Genomic DNA, 19,583 nt, shown 5'->3' with positions numbered 1-19,583 from the left:
TGGGGCGTTCTTTGGATGAGTTGCGGGGTGTGTTTGTTGTGGGTGAGGGTGTGGTGGTGCGGCGTGGTTGGGGTGGTCGTGGTGGGTGACGCGCCCGGGGTGGGACACACTTTTCTGCCTATAACCCACAATAGCCCCAGTCCGTGAACTCACAGGCTGGGGCTATTGGGTGTTAAAACAAAAAACCCACTCTCATGTAGAAGCCTAGAGAGTGGATTTCGTGGCTCCGACCGGCGTCGATCCGGTGACCTTACGATTTTCAGTCGCACGCTCTACCAACTGAGCTACAGAGCCAGGCATACCCTTAGATATGCCACAACCGCGTCTTCTCACAAGTGAGAACTTACGCGGTCGGAGCGACCCCGACGGGACTTGAACCCGCGACCTCCGGCGTGACAGGCCGGCGCGCTAACCAACTGCGCTACGGGGCCATACGTAAAAACCGAAGTTCTTACATGGCCGTGAAACCGAAGGTTTCACAGTACCCCCAACGGGATTTGAACCCGTGTTACCGCCGTGAAAGGGCGGCGTCCTAGGCCGCTAGACGATAGGGGCTAGTTCGCTGTATCGTGACTGACTTCGTTTCCTCAGCCCGTCGCTCGAACAAGTAATACATTACGCGAGTTCAAACAGGCGCGCAAATCGAAAACCACCCAGAGAGGGTCTTTGGGGCTAAAAATTGGGTGCCCTGCACCACAATATTCACCTAAAAGTAACCGGAGCTACACACAAACAGCCTAGTCAAAGCACATATTGCCACCCCGTCCGTCCGCGCAAAAAATTTTTTGAACTTTTTTAAAAAAGACGGCAGAACAGCGCCGTCGGAGCCCTTTTCCCTCTGAAAAGGTGCTTCGGCGGGAGCTGTCCTGCCTTTCTCTTGTCTCCAGCTTACTCCCCTGCCGGGGAGCTGACTAGAGCATGTTCATGCTGTGACTAGCCCCAGGTGACACCGGCATCGGGTGCCTGCTCAATACGGGGGTCTTCGATCTGGGGAACAATCATCACGGGCACCTGGGTATTGTGCAGGATGCCCTGGGAGGTGGAGCCCAGGATCATGCCGGTGATACCACCGCGGCCGCGGGTACCGACCACAATCAGGTCGGCAGCCTTACCTGCCTCTAGCAGAACCTGCACGGGGGAGCCGTCGATGAGCTTGAACTCGATTTCCAGCTGGGGGAAGTAGCCGCGAATCCATTCGGCAGCCTTGCGCTGCAGGTCGGCGATTTCGCGGTAGAGGGCCTCGAAGTCAACAGCGGCGGGTACCCAGTTCAGGGCACCGGTGTAGGGGGCGAGCGCGTTGACCAGGGTGAGTTTGACGCCGCGGCGGTTTGCCTCGTCCGCTGCCTGCATCATGGCAAGGCGGGCTTCGTCGGAGCCGTCCGAACCAACAACCACCGACTGGCCGCTGCCCAGGATGCCGGGGTCGGCTTCAATCTTCTCGGCGTAGGAGTGGGGAACTGCAACGGTGGGGCAGTGTGAGTGGGCGGGCAGGGAGGTGGAAACGGTGCCCAGCAGTCGGCCCAAGAAGCCGCCGTGGGAGCGGGAGCCAACCACCATCAGTTCGGCCTTCTTGGAGAGTTCTAGGAGCACGGCGGTGGCGTCGCCGGTTTCTACGGTTGCGCGAAGTTCAACGCTGGTTTCGCCCACGCGGGAATGGGCTTCGTCGAGAATCTGGGCTACGCCGTCGGTCAGGGCCTGCTCGTCAACCATGGAGTAGCCTGCGTCGAAACCGGTACCGGTGAAGACGGGCAGGGAGTAGGCAGTGACCATGCGGACGGGCACCTTGCGGACTTCAGCCTCGTGTACGGCCCAGCGCAGGGCACCGTAGCTCTGTTCGGAACCGTCGATACCGACGATGATTTCGCCGGCTGCGTTGGCCACTTCTGCGATGTCGTTGCGGGCAGCTACTGCTTTTTCACCGAAGGTGAGAGCGCGTTCGGTCATGGTCATCTCCTTAGATTCATGATGACCCCGCTCTGCCAGCCGGGTTGCCGGCGCTGCTGCCGGGGCCTACTTCTAGTTTAGTCCTCGCCCGGTGAGCAGCGTGACTTATTTCGCATCATTACCGCACTTATTCATTTTTGAACTAGATAAGGTAAGGACGCCGCCACCCCTCTCCCCTGCCGCTGGGCAGGGAGGTGGGTGGCGGCGTCCTTGCGCCAACGAGCGTGCGTTATATCGCTGAGCGTGCAGTAGCCATGCGCACGCTCGGCGATACGGCGCACGCTCGCTGAGAAACACCTAGCCCAGGGAGCTAAACACAGCGCCGGAGGCGGTCACCGTGAGTACGCCCTGTTCGGTGTACAGCACTGAGGCATCCCCTACCTGCTGCACCTCAGCCACCGGGAAGCCAAAGGCATCTACAGCGCCGTGGGCATTGAAGTAGTCCCCTGCCGGGGTTCCAGACTCAACAAAATGGGCGCCGGTGGCCTCAGACCAGAAGACGTTACCGCTAGCCAGACCCGGCTGGGCGAAGCTCTGACGCACACCGTTACCCACCGGCTGCTCGTCGCTGACAGGAATCAGGTTATAGAGGGCCGACCCCTCGCCCACCGTCACCGCGCCAAAACGCCACAGGTCATAGATAGCGCCGTGCACGGTGTGGGTGCCGGTGACCTCGTTATAGAAAACAGCCCCGTGAGTAAAATTCTGGCCCATGAAACCGGGCGATGTAGGAGTACCGGGGGCAATAAAGCCGTCATCGGTGGGAGCACCCAGCCAGGCGTAGTCCTCAGGTGCCCAGGGCAGGGTGTCGCTGCTTGAACTGGCCGCGACAGAAGAGCCGGTGGCCTCCGTTGGGCTGGCCGAGGCGGGAGCAAGCCCCGTGAGCGTCAGCGCCCCGAGGGCGAGCGCCGCCGAACCGCAACGGGCAAAAATACGGAGTGAAGACTTGTTCATGGTGTTGTACCTTCCTTTCTCCAGTACTTCCACCCCATCACAGCCACCCTGGCCCGGGCAAGCAAAAACAGGCAGGTTTATCGAATTGTGAGCCAACTGTTACCGGGCTGTGACCGGCCGCCCAGACTCACAGCCAGCACCCACCTCTTCGTGGGAAAATAGGCATGTACGAGCAAGAATCGAGGTAGATTATGGCCGATACCCCGCAGACAAACCCCTCGTGGAGCACCTGGGCCCGCCAACACACCACCCAGCCCACAGGCGTCCTTGCGCCCCGCTCGGTGCCCGAGCTGCAAAAGCAGGTTAAGGACGCCGCCGCGGCAGGTACCCGGGTCAAGGTAGTGGGGCGGGGGCGGAGTGCGTCCGCTATTGGGCAGCCGGCAGGCACCCTGCTGACCCTGGATCACCTGACCGGCCTGGTGCGAGTAGACCCAGACGAGCTCACCGCAACCTTCCTGGCGGGCACCACCGTGCGTGAGGCTAACCGCCTGCTGGGCTACTACAACCTGGCCTTTACCAACCTGGGGCGACTCGATGAGCAGACCCTGGCCGGGGCTATTTCTACCGGCTTTCACGGCACCGGCCTGAGCTACGGTATCTTTGCCACCCAGGTCGCCGAGCTCAAACTGGTGGACGCCACCGGCACCCTGCTCACCTGTTCACCCCAGCAGAACCCGGAAATTTTCTCAGCGGCCCTCTGCGGCCTGGGAGCCCTGGGCATCATCGTGGAGCTGACCTTTAACGTGGTGCCCCAGTTCCGCCTGCACGCGGCGGAGCGGGGCCATTCTTACCAAACCATTGTGCATTCTTTTGAAGACCGCTCCCGCGGGGCGGACCATTACGAGTTCAGTTGGTTCCCCGGCTCAGGCGAGGTGCGCACCCGCAGGCTCACCCGCCTGGCTCTACTGACCGAGGGCTACATGCCCGCCAGCGCTGCCCTGAGTCAGGCCCGGCGCTACGGCGGCGACCACCTGCTCAACAACGGGGTGTTCTCGGCTCTTAGCTACGCCGGGGCTAAGGTGCCTGCGGCGCAGCCGGTGCTGAATAAGGTGTCGAACTGGGGCAAGGGCAACCGGCGTTACGCCGATTATTCGGCCCGCGTCTTCACCATTCACCGCACCGTGCGGCAGAACAATATGGAGTATGCCTTCGATATGTCGCAGTTTGCCGACGTCATGCGCGATGTGCGCGCCCACCTGGCGTCCTACCGCAGCCAGATGGCTTACCCCCTGGTCGTGCGCACCGCTGCCGCCGACGATATCTGGCTCTCCCAGGCTTACGGGCGAGAAACCTTTTACGTTTCGGCTCGCGCCTACTGGCGTCAGCCCCACGCCGAGCTCTTCGGGGTGCTGGAAGGGGTTTTCAAGGAGCACGGCGGACACCCCCACTGGGGCCAGTTCCACACCCAGGACGCGGACGCCCTCGCCCAGCTCTACCCTCGCTTCGGCGACTTCGTGGAGCTGCGGGGGGAGCTAGACCCGTCGGGCCTCTTCCTCAACCCCTACCTGGACTGGGTGCTCATGCGGTAGGGGCGGCGGACATCCGCACTGGTCCGCGCTTCTGTACGCCCGTTTCCCCCAAGGGGACCTTAAAACCTAAAAGGGACCGCATATTATGCGGTCCCTTTTAAGTTTTGCGGTCCCCTTCTACTAGAGACAGGGCCGGGGCAGTGAGCTACTGCTCGCCGCGTGAAATCGCGGTCATCTCGTCGCGGTCAACCACCTTGATGCGGGCGCGGGGCTCGCCGGCGGCGTCCTTGGCCTCTGCGCCCAGGGCCTTTTCGTGGTCGTCCAGGCGGTGCCACCCTTCCCAGGTGGTGTAGCGGACGCCGGCCTGATCGAGGAAGGTCTCAATCGCTGCGGGGTCGGCTGCCTCGGCGGTGTAAAGGTTTTCGCGGTCTTCCAGCAGGTGGGTGACAGTTTCGAGGGCGTCTGACTTGGTAGAACCAATCAGGCCGACGGGGCCGCGCTTAATCCAGCCGGTGGCGTAGAGGCCGGGGACGGGTACGTCGCTGTCGTCGATGACGCGGCCCTCAACGTTGGTGATGACGCCGCGTTCGCTGTCGTAGCCGACCTCGGGCAGTTCGGAGCCGAAGTAGCCGATGGCGCGGTAGACCGCCTGCACGGGGTAGTCGATAAATTCGCCGGTGCCGGTGACGCCGCCGTTGCCGTTGAGCTCGGTGCGTTCCATCTTGATGCCGGTGACCTTGCCGTGCTCACCGAGAATTTCAGCCGGTGACTGGAGGAAGTGCAGGTGCAGGCGGCGGGAGGCGGTGCCGGGGTTTTCCTTCTGCTCTTCGAGCCAGCCGTTGAGGGTCTTCATCATGACCTTGGTCTGGGCGTTGGTTTCCATGGCTTCGCGGGAGGCCTCGTCGAACTGGAAGTCTTCTTCGTAGAGCACGATGTCAACGTCGCGGGAGTGGGCCAGTTCGCGCAGTTCGAGGGGGGTGAACTTGATCTGGGCGGGGCCGCGGCGACCGAAGACGTGCACGTCGGTGACGGGTGAGGCCTTGAGACCTTCGTAGACGTTGTCGGGGATTTCGGTGACGAGCAGGTCGTCGGCGTGCTTGGAGAGCACGCGGGCGACGTCGAGGGCTACGTTGCCGTTGCCGAGCACTGCGATTTCTTTGGCTTCCAGCGGCCAGGTGCGGGGCACATCGGGGTGACCGTCGTACCAGGAGACGAAGTCGGACGCGCCGTAGGAGCCGGTGAGCTCAACGCCGGGGATATCGAGGTCGGCATCCTTAATAGCGCCGGTTGCGAAGATGATGGCGTCGTAGTGCTTGCGCAGGTCGGCCAGGGTCACGTCGGTGCCGTAGTTGACGTTGCCGAAGAAGCGGATGTCGCCGCGGTCGAGCACCTTGTGCAGGGCGTTAACGATGCCCTTGATGCGGGGGTGGTCGGGGGCTACGCCGTAGCGGATCAGGCCGAAGGGGGCGGGGTAGCGGTCGAAGATGTCGATGGCTACGGGCACGGCTCCGGTGCGGACTTCTTCGCTTTTGGTGAGGATGTCTGCGGCGTAGATACCTGCGGGGCCTGCACCGATGACGGCGACGCGCAGGGCGCGGGGGGCTTCGGTTGACACGGGTTTTCCTTTCGGCGCCGGGCGTAGGTGGGCACGGCGGGTTGGGACTTTGGTTCTGCTCTAGTCTACCGAGTTTGGGGCGGACGCCGTCGCCCCGGTTACAGAGTAAGTCCTGGGGTTACCGCGGGTTGGGGCCGGTCGTAACAGAGGTAACAGATACGGGCGGGGGTGCAGGCTGCTTTAGATGGCTCCGGCCTGGGACCAGCCAGCGTCTAGGCATTCTTGGGGAGCGGTGAAGATACCGGTTTTGTTGTTCTCGCTCTGAGCAAGGACTTCTGCCGGGATCTGGCTGTAGTGCTGCTGGTATTCTTCCTCGCTCATGTAGTCGCTGGCTAGTTCTTGCTCAGCAAACTCGGTGGGGTCAGCTAGTGTGCCGCCGAAGCACATGACGCCGGAGTAAAGCACGTAGATATTGCCGGTGTCGATGCCCCGCTGAATATCTTCGTTAGAAATAGTGGGGCCCTGGGTTGCCAGCTCTTCGGGGCTGGCGGTTGCTGTGGTAGCAGGTGGCGGCACAGTGGTGGTGCGGACGCTCGGGGTGGAGCTTGGTGCCTCAGCTGTAGTGGACGCGCCGCTGGAGCAGGCCGCCAGTAGCGGAATGAGTAGGGCAAGGGGAAGGGCTCGACGTGGCATGGTGCAATCTCCTTTGAATGCCAAGAATTGTAATTATTCCACCAGACACATCTGAAGTTTTCAAGAGGTAGAAGCACCTTCAGTACTTAAGTACTGAGTTGTGCTTAGAAACTTGACTCAACACTCCTTAAGGGTATTTTCCTCTTCACGCCAGCAGTCCCAAACTAGGCAGACATAGAAGTAAACAGTCAGGTACATACTTTAACTGAAGTGTTTCTAGACAACCGCCAGGCCTGCATCTCACAGTTGGAGATGCAGGCCTAGCGGTGTCTATTTACTGATTCTCGCGCTTAGCTTTTTGGTGCCGATACAGAGTTACCGTAGCAACACACAAGGTAGCAATTGCACCACCGTAGGTGATGTAGCTCAGAAGCGAGCTGAGAGTTTCTGAAGTCATGTTTCGCTATCTCCTTTGTTTATGAAAGCATAAAGAAACTTCACCGAAGATAGATTTCTATATCAGCTTCGATATTTTCATAACATCACACACCACTCTGCAAATTCAAGAGGATACAGCACATCTAGTACTTAAGTACCGACTTCTCTATAGCCCCTTGAAGTTTGTCCAAAAACCCTGTATTTCTAGGCATAGAACTCCAACTATGTCAAAGAGGATCCAGATGAAAGCGACTCTGACAACCCTGTTAGTTGCCCTTACCCTAGCGTTACCTGCACAAAATCACCTTTACGGCCACCACGCACCCACTTCTGCCACCCCAGAAGTAGAGTTAGCTATCGGCTGTCCAAAATTTTTGGAACATCTACGACTCTGTAAAAAATAGAAATCCATATGAACTACCTCGAAATCACCCGTAACCTCCCTGCTATAAAGCCAACAGGGAAACTACGCATTACTCTACTCTTCGTTACAGTTCTGGTAACCCTTGGTGACTTTCTACAGGTACCCTATCTTTCTGGAGCAGACCGCTTCTACAACCTAGTGTCTCTGCTGCTCCTTACACTCCTGCTCTACACCTTCTATGCCAAGAAAATATTCACCCCGTATATTTTCTGCGTTGGGCTTGTAATTAGTTCCTTTTATACTCATATTCCCGATAACAGTTTCTTCTACCTAGGAATATTTTTTGGGGTTCCCCTAGCAGTTTTTCTAGCTAGCTCAAGGCAGCTTATTTTATTAGGAGTTAGCGTACTTTTATTTTTCTTCAGCGGGTTTGTAAATCAAAATTTTCTCAGCTGGCTCATCGTGTCATTATCCTTCTGTGTTCTTCTATTTTTTGTTCCCCTAGCACTACGGATCTCCTGGGAGCAGAAAAAGACCCTGGCTCAGGAATATGCCGACTACAAAGAACAGGTAGCTGAATCCAACCGCGCCCTAGCCCGCGAACTCCACGACACCGTAGCTCGGCACATCAGCGTCATCGGCCTCACCACCGGCCAAGGACTCGATGCAATCACCCCCAGCGGCAAAGACACCGCCCTGCACACCATCGAAGAACACACCCACAAAGCCCTCACAGACATGCGCCTGCTCATCCGCACCACCCGAGGAGACACCGACCCCACAGCCCTACCCCAGACGTCCGCCCCCACCATCAACCTCACCCAAACCCTAGCCCAAGCCCGCAAAGACCTCACCGACCACGGCTTCACCCTGCACGAAAACATCACCATCACCGAAGCCGACCTACCCGACGGCGTGCGCCCCACTTTCCACAAACTCATCCAAGAAATCTGCCACAACGCCAAAAAATACGCCCAACCAGGGTGCACCATCACCGTCACCGCCAAACCCAACCTCACCGGCGTCACCGTCATCACCTCCAACCCCACCGCCCCCAGCACCCCCAAAAAGCGCACCCGGGGCACCGGCTACGGGCTCGTCGGCATAGGTGAGCGCATCCGCGCCCTCGGCGGAACCATGCACTACGGAGTAACAGACACAACCTGGAACCTCACCATCCACCTGCCCCTCGCCACCGCCTAGAAAGCACCCACCATGCACCAACCCACCGTAGCCCTCATCGAAGACGACCCCGACTTCAACGAACTCCTGGGCCTCTACATCAAAAACGACCCCGACCTCAACCTCATCGCCACAGGACGCAACGGGCAAGAGGCCATCACCATTGCCAACACCCTACGCCCCGAGGTCTTCCTCATGGACCTCAACATGCCCGTCATGGACGGCATAGAAGCCACCCAGCGCATCCTGGCAACCCACCCAGACACCAAAATCATCGCCGTCACCACCTTCGATAGCTACAGCTACGTCAGCCAAGCCCTCGCCGCAGGCGTACACGGCTACCTCCTCAAAAACTCCCGCGCCAAAGAAATCAAACAGGCAGTCACAGCCGCAGTTGAAGGGCGGGCCATCATCGACAGGCGGGCCCTCGCCAGCCTGGTCATCTCCATGAACCTCACCCAACCACCCCAGGGCGACCCCTGGAGCGAACTCAACGAGACAGAGCAGGCCATCACCAAGCTCGTCTGTCTGGGACACACCAACCAAGAAATCGCGGAAGAGCTGAACTACTCACTCTCAAGCATCAAAAACACGCTCTCACAGGTCTACAAAAAGATGGGCGTCACCACCCGCACCCAGCTCCTAGTACACGCCGGGCACCACAATTTCCCGGTGCTGGATTAAAACTTCATCTGCCCTGCAATTTCAGGTATACCTGAAATTACAGGGCAGATTTCACTTAATTTCAGGTATATTCGAAATTATGACTCAGCTTCTTGCTCGCGACCGCTACCTTGACCTGTTAACCAGCATCACGGACCCCGCTCTTGTACGGGTCATTACCGGCGTACGACGCTGCGGCAAATCAGCCCTACTTCGAATGTATCGAGAACACCTCATAAGCCACGGGGTTGCCCCTCACCAGATACTATCTATCAATTTTGAAGACATGAGCAACGACAACCTGCGAGATCCGCAGATCTTCCACGCACATGTTCTCGAAACGATAGAAAACCACGAAGTACGGTTTCTACACATCGACGAAGTTCAGGAACTAAATGACTGGGCTCGCGTCGTAAACTCACTGCGTAGCCGCGAGAATCTTGAAATCTGTGTTACCGGATCCAACGCGTCAATGTTCATTTCTGAGTCCATCACCTATTTAGCAGGGCGCTATATCGAGATATCCATGCTCCCCCTGTCATTGACCGAATTTACTCGTTTCCGAGAACACTCAGGGATACACTTCACAGGAGCAGTTCAGGCCTACCAACAATGGATCAAATGGGGTACCTTCCCAGCAGCAGCTGTAACAACCAACGAAGAAGTAGTACGACAGCTCAACACCGGTCTCTTTGACTCAATCTTTACCAGGGACATAGCGTTACGCGGGCAGATACGCGATACCGAAGCCTTTCTGCGAGTAGCCCGTTTCGTTTTTGATAACGCAGGCTCTGAACTTTCAACCCTCTCCATCGTGAAACAACTCAAGTCACACGGCAGGAATGTTTCATCTGAGCTCGTAGATCGATACCTACAGTTAATGGTCGACGCGCACTTACTTTACCGCTGCCGCCGGTACGACACCCAAGGGAAGCAGTGGCTAAAGACCAACGGGAAAATGTACTTCGTAGACCCCGGTCTACGCAATTCTTTGCTAGGGTCACGGGATTACAACAGGGGTCGAGACCTCGAAAATATGGTGTACCTAGAACTTCTCCGCCGGGGTTTTGAAGTCACCACCGGGCAGGTCCCCGAAGGTGAAATAGACTTTCTAGCCAAGAAAGAAGGGCGCACAATCTATATTCAGGTAGCCCTAACAACAGAATCTGAGCAAACCCTAGCACGAGAATTAGCCCCTTTTCAGCGACTATCCCCCGGAGCGCGTTGCCTCCTACTCACAGGTGATAGATTCGCCCCTTCAACAGGTGATATTGAGTGGCTAGATGTATTTGAGTTTTTAGCCGGTTCATCCTTCTAGTATCTAATGTAATCGAAAGCTTCATCAGCATGTTCTTAGAACGCGCTGATGAAGCTTTCGATTACCTTGGGCGGGCCGAGGCCCGGCCGTCCGCCCGCTACCGCTGCTTAAGCCTTACGCCCCAGCGATTCCAGGCGCACCAGCACCGACTTATACACCGGAGTGTTCGAGCGCTTCGCCGCCGAATCAAGCGGAACCAGCACATTGCCCTCGGGCAGGTAGACGGTGCAGCAGCCGCGGGCGTGGTCGTACTCCACCACACGGAAATTAGGAGCCCGACGCTCGCCGTCCTCCCAGACCGACACAATATCCACCAGGGAGCCGTCCTCAAGACCCAGGGCGGCGATGTCGTCCCGGTGCATAAAGACCACGCGGCGGCCACCGCGCACACCGCGGTAGCGGTCGTCCAGCCCGTAAATCGTGGAATTGAACTGGTCATGCGAACGCACCGTCGACAGTAGCAGGTGACCCTCGGGGACATCCAGCACATTGGTCTCATTGACCGTCAACCGGGCCTTGCCGGTTTCGGTGTTGAAGACGCGCTCACGCGGGCCGTTCGGCAGGTAGAAACCACCGGGCTTCTCAATCCGCTCGTTGTAGCGCTCAAACCCGGGGATAGTGCCCTCAATAGCCTCACGAATCACGCCGTAGTCGTCGATCATGGGCTGCCAGAAATCATCACCAAAGGTTTCACGGCCCACCGAGCAAATAATCTCTACCTCTGACTTGAGGTCGAGGTCGTCGTTAGCGGTGCGCTTGCCGATAGAAGCAGAGACGATACCGAAAGAGTTCTCCACGGTAATCTTCTGCGGGCCGGACGCCTGCACATCGCGGTCGGTACGGGCCAGGACGGGCAGAATCAGTGCCTTCTCGCCGGGGTAGGCGTGCGAGCCATTGGGCTTGGTGGACAGGTGGACGGTCATCTCCTGCTGGCTCATGGCCTTCTCGCAGGCGGTGGTATCTGAGGCAACGCGCACCAGGTTACCGCCCAGAGACATGAAGAACTGGTTCTCACCGTCGCGCATCTGGCGCAGGGCATCCACGGTGTCCAGACCGTGCTCCCGGGGGACGGGGAAGCCAAAGTAGTCTTCAAGAGCCGCAAGGAAGGGCTCAGGCATCTTCTCCCAGATACCCACGGTGCGGTTGCCCTGCACGTTGGAGTGGCCGCGGAAAGGCGCAGAACCAGCCCCGGGCTTACCCATATTGCCGGTGAGGAAGAGGAAATTCATCATCTCCCGCAGGGTAGCCACCGACTCGCGGTGCTGGGTGACGCCCAGAGTCCAGGAGACAATAGCATTTTCAGAGGCCTCAACCAGGTCGGCAACCCGCGCCACCTGGGCAGCCGAAATGCCAGAGCCGCGTTCCAGCTCAGCGTCGTCCAGACCCAAAAGGTGCTCGCGTAGCTGCTCGAAGCCGTCCGTAAATTTCTCAATGAAAACGTGGTCGATGGCATCGCGCCGAATCAGCTCTTTGTTGAGCTGCTGGAAGAAGGCTCGGTCGCCATCCAGACGCACCTGCAGATACTCGTCTGCCAGCTTCTCGGGCACAATCATGCCCACCGGCGACTGGGGTTCACGGAATGCCATCAGACCGGTTTCAGGCATGGGGTTGAGCACCACCATCTTGCCGCCGTTTTCCTTCATCTTCTTGAAGCTGGTCAGCGAGCGCGGGTGGTTGGTGCCGGGGTTCTGACCTACAGAGATGAGCAGGTCGGTGGTTTCGAGGTCGCTCATGGTGATTGAGCCCTTGCCCAGGCCAGCGACCTCTTTGAGGGCGACACCGGTGGACTCGTGGCAGAGGTTGCCACAGTCGGGCAGGTTGTTGGAGCCCAGACGGCGGGCCAGCAGCTGGAAGGCGTAGGCTGCCTCGTTGGAGGCTCGACCCGAGGTGTAGAAAACGGCCTTTTTGGGGTCGGTTTTCTTGAGCTGGTCGGCAATCATACCGATGGCCTTGTCCCAGCTGATAGGACGGTAATGGTCGTCCCCGCTAGAGCGGTCGTAGAGCAGGGGCTGGGTGATGCGGCCCTGCTTGCCCAGCCAGAAATCGGTCTTGTCGCGCAGCTCGGTGACCGAGTACTGCGCCCAGAAATCAACATCGGCCCGGTCGGGGGTGGTCTCCTCAGCGATGGCCTTGGCGCCGTTTTCGCAGAACTCCACCACGTTCTTATCCTTCTGGTGGGGTTCGGGCCAGGCGCAGCCGGGGCAGTCGACGCCGCCGTGCTGGTTCATGTTAATCAGGGGGAGCAGGCCGCGGGCGGGGATAGCGTGTGCCATGGCGTGCAGTACACCACCGGGGCCCGCCGCTACCTTAGTGCGGTGGCCAATCTTGGGGTTGTCAAAGGCCGTAGCTTCTTCGCTCACGCGGCTGACAACAGGGACGTCTTCGTGCTTGCTTACCGTGCTCATACACCCCAGTTTAGCGTGATGTGTGCCAGATTACTGAGCTAGCTGACCCGAGTACAGGTTAAAACGTCGTTCGCGGGCAAAAGCGACCAGGGTGAGGCCCGATTCCTTGGCAAGTTCCACGGCCAGCGAGGACGGGGCGGAAACCGCCACAAGCGCCGAGAAACCGGCAAGTACTGCCTTCTGTACCAGCTCAAAGGACGCCCGCGAGCTGACCACCAGCGTCCGCCCCGGTAGGCCGGGGGCGGGGGATTCTAGCCCACCGTTCATCAGCAGGTGGCCGACAACCTTGTCTACGGCGTTGTGGCGGCCGATGTCTTCGCGGGCCACGATGAGCTCACCGGTTGGTTCAAAGACGGCGGCGGCGTGAATACCGCCGGTTTTCTTGAAAATCACCTGGTGATCGCGCAGGCGGGCAGGCAGTTCCAGTACCTGGACAGGGGTGAGGGCGGTAGGCGGAATAGGGCGGGTAGCCTTGCCCATAATCGAGTCAATTGATGCTGACCCGCAGACCCCGCAGGCTGAATTGGTCACGGTCAGGCGCAGGGGTGCAGCCTTCTCGAAAAGGGACAGGACGCCGCCCGGCGAGCTGGGCTGGGGATTTTCGGGGGCTGTGCGGCTCAGGTCGAGCACATTGTAGGTGTTAGCGCCATCGGGCCCGGTAGCTCCCGCGCAGTAGCGGGCGGTGCTGATTTCTGCGGCGCTCTTGATCAGCCCCTCAGCGTGCAGGAAGCCGTGGGCCAGCTCAATATCGTGCCCCGGAGTGCGCATGGTGGTGGTGACGGTCTGGCCGTCCAGCCTGATTTCGAGGGGTTCTTCGGCGGTCAAGGCGTCAGCCCGACGGTCTACCGAAAAGGTGCCGTCGTCTTTGAGCACATAGCGGGTGGCCGGGGCAGAACGGTTAAGCCTGCCCATGGTTCTCCCGGTACTCCTCAATCAAGGCCTCCACCTGCTCCAAAGCCTCCAGGACGCGCTCGGGTGCGGGGATGCCGTCCGCCCCCTCGCCGCTGGCAGCGGCATACCCCACCAAAAAAGCAGCCAGGGGCGCTGCCGGGCGCACCACCCCGTGCGCCACATGCTTGGTCATACCCAGAAGATGGGGCATGGTCTGCTCCATCAGGGCAGGGTCAAGATTCAGGCGGGTGGCCAACTCGGCAAGAAAATCGCGGGCAACCTCAAGGTCGCGAGGGTCTCTCTGGCTCATAACGCTCCAACGGTGCAGCGGGAAAAAATTTCAGTTTCAAACATACACCCGCACACCGCAAGAGCCTAGAGGGCTACGAAAGTGACGGCAAGACCGTCCTTCTCACCAAAGCGTTCCAGGTGGCGGCCCAGCACACCCTCAAGGCGCTCACGCTTCTCGGGGGTCTCCGCGTAGGTCAGCAGGACAAGGTGTTCAACACCGTCAACCTCCTGCACCAGCACATCGCCGTAGCCATCGAAATTGCCGTCACGGTTGAAGGTCAGGCGGTGGCCACCCTCAATCTCTTCAGCCAGAATCTTATGCCCGAAGTGGCTAGCGAGCTGCTTGGCATAGCGGGCGGGGCGGTCGGTCAGGACGACGGCGCGCGAGCGGACGGTCAGGGTGTCGATGGAGGAGTAGGACGCGGAATCCACGGCTAGCCTTTCTTATAAGTTAGGTTTGCCTAAATTATACTCAGAGTATCGAAGCAGGCATACCTTTCTTTTCACTATGTTGCTTCCCCCAGAGTGCCACCACAAAGGACCATGCAGCCCCGGCCTATAATTACACCCAGCAGGTGCCCTGCCACACACTCACACACACAATCTAGAGGTCTCTTATGTACCCCCGCCCAGAACTTAAGGTAAACCGCGCCCAAGCCATTACCCTCGCAGCATCAAGCCTAGCCATTTCAGCGCTCTCAACCGCTCCGGCCGCAGCCAATATCCCGGTATCCGGCGGCATCTACTCCCTCTGGATAACCAACCCCGCCCGCTTTGGGCAGCCCGTCGCCGCTGAGCAAGCCCTCAGCCCCGTCAGCGCCTACCAACCCTTTAGCAACGGCATCATCATCTGGGACGCGGCCTCCGGTTCCCATTTCTACCCCGGAGCCCCCAACAACTTCGTCCGTACAGGCCCCGGCAACATGCTACGCGATGCCAACATAAGACTAACCAGCTCAGATGCCCTCATTATCGGGGACTCCCAGGTAGGCGAACCCAACACCAACCACAGCTACTGGGTAGGTCAAGGCTTCACCCAGGCAGGCTACCGCCCCTATTTTTATAGCTGGGGTGGAATCGGTGTATACGCAGCCAACCAGTACCACCCCTCATACGTCGATAGCGTTATCAATAACGCTAGGGCCCTCCCCCTTGGCTCCCCCGGCATCGTCTACATTCAAGGATCTGGCAACGATCTATGGACCGGGCGGAGCTACCAGGACACCGCCGAAGGCATGCGGGCAGTTATCAAAAAGCTGCGCGAACTCTACCCCACCAGCCTGATTATTCTCTCTGAGGTAGTTGGCCGCCGCATCTCCGAACAGACCAACCGTCACCAGCTATCAGAGCATCTTGCCGTGATGGGCAGGCAAGAAAATGTCAATGTAGTCCCTACCCGCTACTGGATTACCGATAAAGGTGTTGCCCACCTTCTGGCAGACTCCGTCCACCTCTCATCCGCAGGGCATAATACTCTGGCACCCCACCTGGCCGCCTGGATCCGCTGGGCCAACGGCACCGGCTTCGCCGATGTGCTCCCCACAGAAACCTTCTTCACTCAAATGAACTGGATGCGCACCAGCGGCATTTCTACCGGCTGGGAAGACGGCACCTACCGCCCCTACCAGTCAGCGCTCCGCGGTGAAATTGCAGCCTTCTTCTACAGACTTGCAGGCTCCCCTGCCTTCACTCCCCCAGCAGTGAGCCCCTTCCGCGATGTGCCGACTACTCACGCCTTCTATCACCACATCACCTGGATGCAGGCCGCTGGCATCACCACAGGCTGGGCCGACGGCACCTTCCGGCCCCAGCAAACCGTCCTGCGCGCAGAAATCGCAGCTTTCTTCTATCGATTTAACGGTTCACCCGCTGCAAACCTGTCCGCTATTTTTAAAGATGTACCCCTCACCCACCCCTTCAACAAGCACATAGCCTGGATGCACGCCAACGGCATCACCACTGGTTGGGCCGATGGCACCTTCCGCCCGCAACAGCCCGTCCTGCGTGCAGAAATCGCAGCATTCACCTACCGCAACGCCCACAGGAGTTAGCCCGCATGCTCAATAAGTTCCTCCGCAAGGACTCCCCCACCCCACCTGCCCCAGCGCCTGCACCGGTAGAACACAAAGAAGCGCCCGCGCCCGGTAAGCCCATCTACCTCATCTCCATGGCCGGCTACCCCAACTACGGCGACGAACTCATCACCCTGCGCTGGCTCCAGTACCTGGCAGCAACCCACCCCGCCACCGAGGTCTGGCTCGATGTGCGCGAACCGGGCCATGCGACGTCCCTCTTCAAACACGCCCACCCCAAACTGCACGTCACCAACACCCTCTTCCGGGCAATTCACGAGCACCTCCAGGGCGATTCCAGGACCCCGGCCGATAAGATCCGTGAGCTCAGCACGCCCAACTACGACCTGGGCATCATCGACCTGCGGGAGGCAGGCACCCTGCACCTGCTCGGTGGCGGTTACATCAACTCCCTCTGGCCCGAAAACCAGCTACTCGTAGACGCCATGCGCGCCACCCGTGACATCTCAGGCGCCCGCCTCTTTGCCACAGGTCAGGGCCTCACCCCGCGCAACGACGAAACCTTCGGAGACTTCGATCACGTCAGCGTACGCGACCTACCCAGCGCAGAAGCACTCGGCCTAGAAACCGGCCTCGACGACGCCCTGCTGCTCCCACCCGGCCAGTCACCCGCGTCCGCCCTTCAAACAGGACGCCCCGAAGAGCTCTACCTCTGCATACAAAATGACGCCCTCGAACCCGGGGCCCACGAAGCAATGCTCGCCTTCGCCCGCGCCCAAATCGAGCACTTCGACATCCCCAAGGAACGCACCTACTATGTCGAAGCCATCCCCGGCAACGACTACGCAGGCTACGACGCCCTCCGCGACCTCGTAGCCGACGACGGGTTCATTCCCTTCTCACGCTTCTGGCGTGAAAACTTCACCTACGCCCCCCACCAGGTATGGATCACCAGCCGCTTCCACCACCACCTCACCGGCGCCCTCCACGGGGCCCGCGGCATCGCCCTCAACGGGCAGCCCGGCTACTACGACGTCAAACACCAGTCAGTGCTCAACCTAGGCAGCAACTGGAAGCTCGTCAGCCCCCTCAGCGATCCGCAGAGCCCCCTTAACCTCACCGACCTCACGGCGCCCCGAAGCTTCATCCACCACATCCGCGCCAAACGACAAGAAGCCCAGAAGCTCTATCCCAGCAATCCACTCTAAAAACAAAAGGACGCCCACCCCTGGCAAACAGGGCGGGGCGGGCGTCCACCTCCTTGTACAGCATCACACCAGCGATTCTCGCCAGAAACTAGCCCACGGGCGTACACTGGACAGGTACATCAGCGCCGTCCGCACCAAAGACGGCGCACTTTCATTTCTGGGCCACACAAACCCACACGAGTATCTACGGATTTTCACGAATGTCTTCTGAGAACACCGCGGCTCACAAACCCGCACCCTCAGCACCCACCAGCGCCATCAACCGCTACTTCAAAATCACCGAACGCGGCTCCACCCTCTCCACCGAAGTCCGCGGCGGTCTAGCGACCTTCTTCGCCATGGCCTACATCGTGCTGCTCAACCCCCTCATCCTGGGCCTCGGCCCCGACGGCACAGGCAACACCCTCGGCGTCGAGCGCGTCGCTGCAGCAACCGCGCTCGTGGCGGGCGTCCTGACCATCATCATGGGCCTCTGGGCCAAGCAGCCCTTCGCCATGGCGGCGGGCCTGGGCGTCAACGCCCTGCTGGCCTCCACCATCGCAACCACCCCCAACCTGACCTGGCCCCAGATTATGGGCCTGGTCGTCTGGGCCGGTATTGTCATGGCTATTCTGGTACTAACCGGCTTCCGCCGCGCCGTCTTCGACGCCGTCCCCGAATCGCTCAAGACTGCCATTGTCGTGGGCATCGGCCTCTTCATCTCCCTGATTGGCCTGGTCAACGCGGGTATCGTCCGCCGTATGCCCGATGCCGCAGGCACCACCGTACCCGTCTCCTTCGGCGCCGGCGGCCACCTGCAGGGCTGGCCCATCTTCGTCTTCCTCTTCGGTCTCTTCCTCACTGTCGCCCTCTTCATCCGCAACGTACGCGGTGCGATTCTGATCGGTGTGGTTGCCTCAACCATCCTGGCAATCGTGCTGGAAAAGGTCTGGCCCTCCGGCTCATCCATGGACTCAGCCACCGGCTGGTCCCTCATGATCCCCGGCATCCCCACCCAGTGGATCGGCCACCCCGACCTCTCCCTGCTGGGCTCCGTTGATATGGTCGGTGCCTTCTCCGGCTCATCCCTGGGCGCCCTGGGCGCAACCATGCTCATGTTCGCTATCCTGCTAGCTGTCTTCTTCGACGTCATGGGCACCTCCGTGGGTCTGGCCTCTGAAGCTGGCACCATCGATGAGGACGGCAAGATCGAGAACATCGACCGCGTTCTGCTGATTGACGCCGCCGGTTCCGTGCTCGGTGGTGGCTCATCGTCCTCAGCCCACCAGATTTTCGTGGAATCCGCCACCGGCATCGGTGAAGGTGCCCGCACCGGCTTCGCTAACATCGTCACCGGCGCGCTCTTCCTGCTGGCTGTATTCATCTCCCCGCTGGTATCCATCGTGCCCTTCGAGGCTGTAGCCCCCGCCCTGGTGGTCGTTGGCTTCCTGATGGTCCGCCAGGCTGTTCACATCGACTGGACCGACTGGGGCCTGGGCATTCCCGCCTTCCTCACCATCATCATGATGCCCTTCACCTACTCCATCGCGGACGGCATCGGTGCCGGCTTCGTCGCCTTCACCTTCATTCGCCTGGTACAGGGCCGCGGCAAGGAAGTACACCCGATTATGTACATCGTCTCAGCCGCCTTCCTGGTCTTCTTCGGCATGGGCGTGATTGAGGGCTGGCTACACGCCTAACCCTCCCCTTTCCTCAGTACCCCAGTTTTGGTGCAGTTACCCCGGTTTTTACCCGAGGTGCCTGCACAAAAACTGGGGTATTTGCTTATAAAGAGGACGGGTTGGCCACCTGCCTACCTGTTTTAATAGAGGCATGCTTGAACCCGATATCCGCTGCCCCTGCGGCACCGGAGAAACCTACGGCGCCTGCTGCGGCCGCTACCACTCCCGATTTGCCCAGGCCGGCGAACTAACTGCACCGACTCCCGAGGCGCTGATGCGCTCCCGCTTCACCGCCTTTGCGGTGGGCCTACCCGACTACCTGCTGGCCACCTGGCACCCGAGCACGCGACCGGCGTCCTTGCACCTCGACGACAGCCTGCGCTGGTACCGACTCGACATTCTCAGCACAGCAGGCGGCCCCTTTGACAGCACCGGCGGCGTAGAGTTCGCCGCCTACTACCGGTCAGTGCCGGGGACGCCCGAGGACGAGCGGGTGCGAGGGGTACAGACCGAAGTCTCCCGCTTCACCAAGGACGGCGGGGTGTGGTTGTACGTTGACGGTGAGGTCAGCTAG

The 19,583-nt window shown here is 59.7% G+C and carries 17 protein-coding genes and 3 tRNA genes; 8 read left to right on the top strand and 12 right to left on the bottom strand.

Annotation, left to right across the window (positions count from 1 at the left end; all coding sequences use genetic code 11):
- Positions 1-221 precede the first annotated feature (221 nt).
- The 5 genes from L6758_RS06680 to L6758_RS06660 form a co-directional block, all read right to left on the bottom strand.
- Positions 222-294, bottom strand: a tRNA-Phe gene (locus L6758_RS06680).
- 63 nt (positions 295-357) lie between these two features.
- Positions 358-431, bottom strand: a tRNA-Asp gene (locus L6758_RS06675).
- Between the two features lie 51 nt (positions 432-482).
- Positions 483-555 (bottom strand) — tRNA-Glu (locus L6758_RS06670).
- Between the two features lie 378 nt (positions 556-933).
- Positions 934-1,944: a universal stress protein gene (locus tag L6758_RS06665; RefSeq protein WP_237205228.1), complete on the bottom strand. Its 1,011-nt coding sequence runs from the start codon at positions 1,942-1,944 to the stop codon at positions 934-936.
- A 297-nt stretch (positions 1,945-2,241) separates the two neighbouring features.
- Positions 2,242-2,898: an LGFP repeat-containing protein gene (locus tag L6758_RS06660; protein WP_237205227.1), complete on the bottom strand. Its 657-nt coding sequence runs from the start codon at positions 2,896-2,898 to the stop codon at positions 2,242-2,244.
- A 191-nt stretch (positions 2,899-3,089) separates the two neighbouring features.
- On the opposite strand from L6758_RS06660, the gene L6758_RS06655 reads away from it, so the two are divergent.
- Positions 3,090-4,427, top strand: a complete 1,338-nt coding sequence (locus tag L6758_RS06655) for a D-arabinono-1,4-lactone oxidase (RefSeq protein WP_237205226.1) — start codon at positions 3,090-3,092, stop codon at positions 4,425-4,427.
- 145 nt (positions 4,428-4,572) lie between these two features.
- Here L6758_RS06655 and L6758_RS06650 read toward each other — a convergent pair whose 3' ends face one another.
- The 3 genes from L6758_RS06650 to L6758_RS11015 all read right to left on the bottom strand — a co-directional run bounded on the left by L6758_RS06650 (position 4,573) and on the right by L6758_RS11015 (position 7,012).
- Positions 4,573-5,982, bottom strand: coding sequence for an FAD-dependent oxidoreductase (locus L6758_RS06650; RefSeq protein WP_237205225.1), 1,410 nt, complete (start codon positions 5,980-5,982; stop codon positions 4,573-4,575).
- A gap of 180 nt (positions 5,983-6,162) precedes the next feature.
- On the bottom strand, positions 6,163-6,615 hold the full coding sequence (locus L6758_RS06645) for a hypothetical protein (RefSeq protein ID WP_237199142.1): 453 nt from the start codon (positions 6,613-6,615) through the stop codon (positions 6,163-6,165).
- 274 nt (positions 6,616-6,889) lie between these two features.
- A complete protein-coding gene (locus L6758_RS11015) occupies positions 6,890-7,012 on the bottom strand; it encodes a hypothetical protein (protein WP_257617982.1) in 123 nt (40 codons plus the stop codon).
- 807 nt (positions 7,013-7,819) lie between these two features.
- Between L6758_RS11015 and L6758_RS06640 the strand changes: the two genes are divergently transcribed.
- From L6758_RS06640 to L6758_RS06630, 3 genes are all read left to right on the top strand, one after another.
- Positions 7,820-8,560: a sensor histidine kinase gene (locus tag L6758_RS06640; RefSeq protein ID WP_237205224.1), complete on the top strand. Its 741-nt coding sequence runs from the start codon at positions 7,820-7,822 to the stop codon at positions 8,558-8,560.
- Positions 8,561-8,572: 12 nt separating this feature from the next.
- Positions 8,573-9,223 carry a response regulator transcription factor gene (locus L6758_RS06635; RefSeq protein WP_237205223.1) on the top strand — a complete coding sequence of 217 codons (651 nt, stop codon included), beginning with the start codon at positions 8,573-8,575 and terminating at the stop codon, positions 9,221-9,223.
- A gap of 79 nt (positions 9,224-9,302) precedes the next feature.
- On the top strand, positions 9,303-10,520 hold the full coding sequence (locus L6758_RS06630) for an ATP-binding protein (protein WP_237205222.1): 1,218 nt from the start codon (positions 9,303-9,305) through the stop codon (positions 10,518-10,520).
- A 107-nt stretch (positions 10,521-10,627) separates the two neighbouring features.
- On the opposite strand, the gene L6758_RS06625 is transcribed toward L6758_RS06630, so the two are convergent.
- The 4 genes from L6758_RS06625 to L6758_RS06610 form a co-directional block, all read right to left on the bottom strand.
- Positions 10,628-12,925 (bottom strand): FdhF/YdeP family oxidoreductase, encoded by a 2,298-nt coding sequence (locus L6758_RS06625; protein ID WP_237205221.1) that lies wholly within the window; start codon positions 12,923-12,925, stop codon positions 10,628-10,630.
- A 30-nt stretch (positions 12,926-12,955) separates the two neighbouring features.
- A complete protein-coding gene (fdhD, locus tag L6758_RS06620) occupies positions 12,956-13,837 on the bottom strand; it encodes a formate dehydrogenase accessory sulfurtransferase FdhD (RefSeq protein WP_237205220.1) in 882 nt (293 codons plus the stop codon).
- The gene (locus L6758_RS06615; protein WP_237205219.1) at positions 13,824-14,126 is read right to left on the bottom strand and encodes a DUF6457 domain-containing protein; all 303 of its coding nucleotides are present in this window, start codon (positions 14,124-14,126) and stop codon (positions 13,824-13,826) included. Before L6758_RS06615 ends, fdhD begins: the two co-directional genes overlap by 14 nt.
- 65 nt (positions 14,127-14,191) lie before the next feature.
- Positions 14,192-14,539, bottom strand: a complete 348-nt coding sequence (locus tag L6758_RS06610; RefSeq protein WP_237205218.1) for a DUF2218 domain-containing protein — start codon at positions 14,537-14,539, stop codon at positions 14,192-14,194.
- Positions 14,540-14,724: 185 nt separating this feature from the next.
- On the opposite strand from L6758_RS06610, the gene L6758_RS06605 reads away from it, so the two are divergent.
- The 4 genes from L6758_RS06605 (at position 14,725) to L6758_RS06590 (ending at position 19,583) form a co-directional block, all read left to right on the top strand.
- Positions 14,725-16,158 carry an S-layer homology domain-containing protein gene (locus tag L6758_RS06605; RefSeq protein ID WP_237205217.1) on the top strand — a complete coding sequence of 478 codons (1,434 nt, stop codon included), beginning with the start codon at positions 14,725-14,727 and terminating at the stop codon, positions 16,156-16,158.
- 5 nt (positions 16,159-16,163) lie between these two features.
- A complete protein-coding gene (locus L6758_RS06600; protein WP_237205216.1) occupies positions 16,164-17,348 on the top strand; it encodes a polysaccharide pyruvyl transferase family protein in 1,185 nt (394 codons plus the stop codon).
- Between the two features lie 200 nt (positions 17,349-17,548).
- The gene (locus L6758_RS06595; protein ID WP_237205215.1) at positions 17,549-19,027 is read left to right on the top strand and encodes an NCS2 family permease; all 1,479 of its coding nucleotides are present in this window, start codon (positions 17,549-17,551) and stop codon (positions 19,025-19,027) included.
- Between the two features lie 133 nt (positions 19,028-19,160).
- On the top strand, positions 19,161-19,583 hold the full coding sequence (locus L6758_RS06590; protein WP_237205214.1) for a YchJ family protein: 423 nt from the start codon (positions 19,161-19,163) through the stop codon (positions 19,581-19,583).

Source organism: Rothia nasimurium (assembly GCF_928382285.1).
Lineage (GTDB): Bacteria > Actinomycetota > Actinomycetes > Actinomycetales > Micrococcaceae > Rothia > Rothia nasimurium_E.
The sequence above is the reverse complement of the archived record's forward strand: the minus strand, read 5'-3'. Positions and strand labels throughout refer to the sequence as shown.